The 2,984-nt window shown below is 68.3% G+C and carries 3 protein-coding genes and 1 pseudogene; 2 read left to right on the top strand and 2 right to left on the bottom strand.

The features are described 5' to 3' along the window. A pseudogene (locus VFV21_RS09225) lies at nt 1-646 on the top strand (hypothetical protein); the annotation flags it as partial. 127 nt (nt 647-773) lie between these two features. Further along, nucleotides 774-1,316 (top strand): GspH/FimT family pseudopilin, encoded by a 543-nt coding sequence (locus VFV21_RS09230; protein ID WP_329669135.1) that lies wholly within the window; start codon nt 774-776, stop codon nt 1,314-1,316. Between the two features lie 6 nt (nt 1,317-1,322). Here VFV21_RS09230 and nrdR read toward each other — a convergent pair whose 3' ends face one another. Together nrdR and glyA are read right to left on the bottom strand one after the other, a co-directional pair. Continuing rightward, nucleotides 1,323-1,772, bottom strand: coding sequence for a transcriptional regulator NrdR (gene nrdR, locus VFV21_RS09235; protein WP_329669136.1), 450 nt, complete (start codon nt 1,770-1,772; stop codon nt 1,323-1,325). A gap of 9 nt (nt 1,773-1,781) precedes the next feature. After that, nucleotides 1,782-2,972 (bottom strand): serine hydroxymethyltransferase, encoded by a 1,191-nt coding sequence (gene glyA, locus VFV21_RS09240; RefSeq protein ID WP_329669137.1) that lies wholly within the window; start codon nt 2,970-2,972, stop codon nt 1,782-1,784. Nucleotides 2,973-2,984 lie beyond the last annotated feature (12 nt).

The raw sequence follows: 2,984 nt of genomic DNA on the forward strand, positions 1-2,984 counted from the left end.
CCCGCTGCGCGACGCCACGAACCCCAACTCCGCGTTCAACGTCACGGACCGCTTCTTCATGGTCAAGGACCTGGGCACCTCGGTGACCGACCTGACCCTGAACACGGTCGACGTCACGGCCAGCACGACCGACCTGTATGACGCGACCTATGCGCTCTGGGACGGCAGCCGCAAGGGCTTCTTCATCAACTTCATCGGCGCCGCCTGGAACGAGTCCACCGACCAGCCGGACCCGACGAAGACGCCGACCAAGGGCGAGAAGGCGGTGAACGCGCCGACCGCGGTGAACGGGCAGATCTTCTTCGCGACCAACCAGCCCAAGAACAAGACCAACACCTGCGTGGCGAACCTGGGCACCGCCCGCGCATACGCGATCAACCCGTTCACGGGCCGCCAGGTCCAGAACGAACTGGCCGGCGGCGGCCTGCCGCCCAGCGCGGTGAGCGGCCTGATCACGATCGTGGAGACCGACGCCAACGGCAACACCACGGAGACGCAGGAGAAGTTCTGCATCGGCTGCGGCGTCACGGCCGGCGACGGCAGCGGCGGCGGCGGCGGCGCGCCCTGCACGTCCGCGCTGGAGAACTGCCCGACGGGCACGCTGATCCCGAAGAACCTCAAGCGCACCTACTGGTACAAGAAGTAGCGCCGTTCCGGTGCCGGACCCGGCAGGTTCCGTGTGACCTGCCAGGCACGATTCCTCCGCAATCCGGCCGCCCGCAAGGCGGCCGGATTTGCTTTTGGCGGGCGGCCCGGCCTCCTAGATTCGCGGCATGCGTGCACGCCGCGGATTCACCCTCGTCGAGATGCTGGCGGTGCTGGCCGTCGCCGGCATCCTGTTCATGCTCGGGGCGCCGTCGCTGGCCGCGGCGCTGCGCGTCACGCGCGTTTCCAGCGCGTCCAACGAGTTCCTGGCCAGCCTGCTGCTCACGCGCAGCGAGGCGATGAAGCGCAAGCATCGCGTGGTGATGTGCCGCTCGGCCGACGCCTTGGCCTGCGCGCCCACCGGCGGCTGGCAGCAGGGCTGGATCGTGTTCGCCGATGCCGACGGCGACGGCGAGCGCGATGCCGGCGAACCGGTCCTGTACGTGCAGCACGCACTGGGAGCGGCGATGCGCCTGACGGGGACCGCGACGGTCGCGAAGTACGTGAGTTATGCGCCCAATGGCACGACCAGGCTGGTGGGCGGCGGCTTCCAGGCCGGCACGCTGACGGTGTGCAGCGCCTCGGCGGAGAAGGGCACCGGGCGGCAGGTCATCGTGAATGCGACCGGGCGGCCGCGCACGCAGAAGGTGGAACTGCCCTCGTGTGCGTGAGACAGGCTAGCGCCGGATCTCGTCGACCACGTTCTTGAAGTCGTCGACGTCCTCGAAGCTGCGGTAGACGCTGGCGAAGCGCACGTAGGCGACCTTGTCCAGCTTCTTGAGCTCGCGCATCACCAGCTCGCCGATGCGGGAGCTGGGGACTTCGCGCACGCCCAGGTTCAGGAGCTTCTCCTCGATGCGCTCCACGGCGCCGTCGATCTGCTCGGTGCTCACCGGGCGCTTGCGCAGCGCCAGGTGGAAGGAGGCCAGCAGCTTGCCGCGCTCGTACTCGATGCGGCGGCCGTCCTTCTTCACCACCGCCGGGAAGGTGACGTCCGGCCGCTCGTAGGTGGTGAAGCGCTTCTCGCAGTGCGCGCACTGGCGGCGGCGGCGGATGAAGTCCCCGTCCTCGGCCATCCGGGTCTCCACCACCTGGGTGTCGGCATGGCCGCAGAACGGGCATTTCATCGCGGTGGCCTACTTGTAGACCGGGAAGCGGCGGGTCAGGGCGTTGACCTGCTCGCGCACCCGGGCGATGTTGGCCGCATCGCGCGGCTTGTCCAGCACGTCGGCCACCAGGTTGGCGGTCAGCCGCGCTTCCTCTTCCTTGAAGCCGCGCGTGGTCATGGCCGGCGTGCCCACCCGCAGGCCGCTGGTGACCATCGGCTTTTCCGGGTCGTTGGGGATCGCGTTCTTGTTGATGGTCATGTGGGCGTCGCCCAGCACGGCCTCGGCTTCCTTGCCGGTGATGCCCTTGGAGCGCAGGTCCACCAGCATCACGTGGCTCTCGGTGCGGCCGCTGACGATGCGCAGGCCGCGTTCGATCAGCGTCTCGGCCACGACCTTCGCGTTCTTCACCACCTGCTGCTGATAGGCCTTGAACTCCGGCGCCAGTGCCTCCTTGAAGGCCACCGCCTTGGCGGCGATCACGTGCATCAGCGGGCCACCCTGCAGGCCGGGGAAGATGGCGCTGTTGATCGCCTTCTCGTGCTCCGGCTTCATCAGGATGAAGCCGCCGCGCGGGCCGCGCAGGCTCTTGTGGGTGGTGGAGGTCACCACGTCGGCGTGGGGCACCGGGTTCGGGTAGACGCCGGCGGCGATCAGGCCGGCGTAGTGGGCCATGTCGACCATGAAGATGGCGCCGACGTCCCTGGCGACCTTGGCGAAGCGCTCGAAGTCGATGCGCAGCGAGTACGCCGACGCGCCGGCGATGATCAGCTTGGGCTTGCTCTCGTGGGCCTTGCGCTCCATCGCGTCGTAGTCGATGGCTTCTTCCTTGTTCAGGCCGTAGCTCACGACGTTGAACCACTTGCCGCTCATGTTCAGCGCCATGCCGTGGGTGAGGTGGCCGCCTTCGGCCAGGCTCATGCCCATGATGGTGTCGCCCGGCTTGAGGAAGGCGAGGAACACGGCCTCGTTGGCCTGGGCGCCGGAGTGCGGCTGCACGTTGGCGGCCTGCGCGCCGAACAGCTGCTTGATGCGGTCGATGGCCAGCTGCTCGGCGATGTCGACGTTCTCGCAGCCGCCGTAGTAGCGCTTGCCGGGATAGCCCTCGGCGTACTTGTTGGTGAGCTGCGTGCCCTGCGCGGCCATGACGGCCGGGGAAGCGTAGTTCTCGCTGGCGATCAGCTCGATGTGCTCTTCCTGGCGGCGGTTCTCGGCCTGGATGGCGGCCCAGAG

This window comes from Arenimonas sp., assembly GCF_036275555.1.
GTDB lineage: Bacteria > Pseudomonadota > Gammaproteobacteria > Xanthomonadales > Xanthomonadaceae > Arenimonas.

Bases quoted from the DNA above. Each gene is read 5' to 3' on its own strand.
- VFV21_RS09230 (WP_329669135.1), top strand. From the start codon at position 774: ATGCGTGCACGCCGCGGATTCACCCTCGTCGAGATGCTGGCGGTGCTG.
- nrdR (WP_329669136.1), bottom strand. From the start codon at position 1,772: ATGAAATGCCCGTTCTGCGGCCATGCCGACACCCAGGTGGTGGAGACC.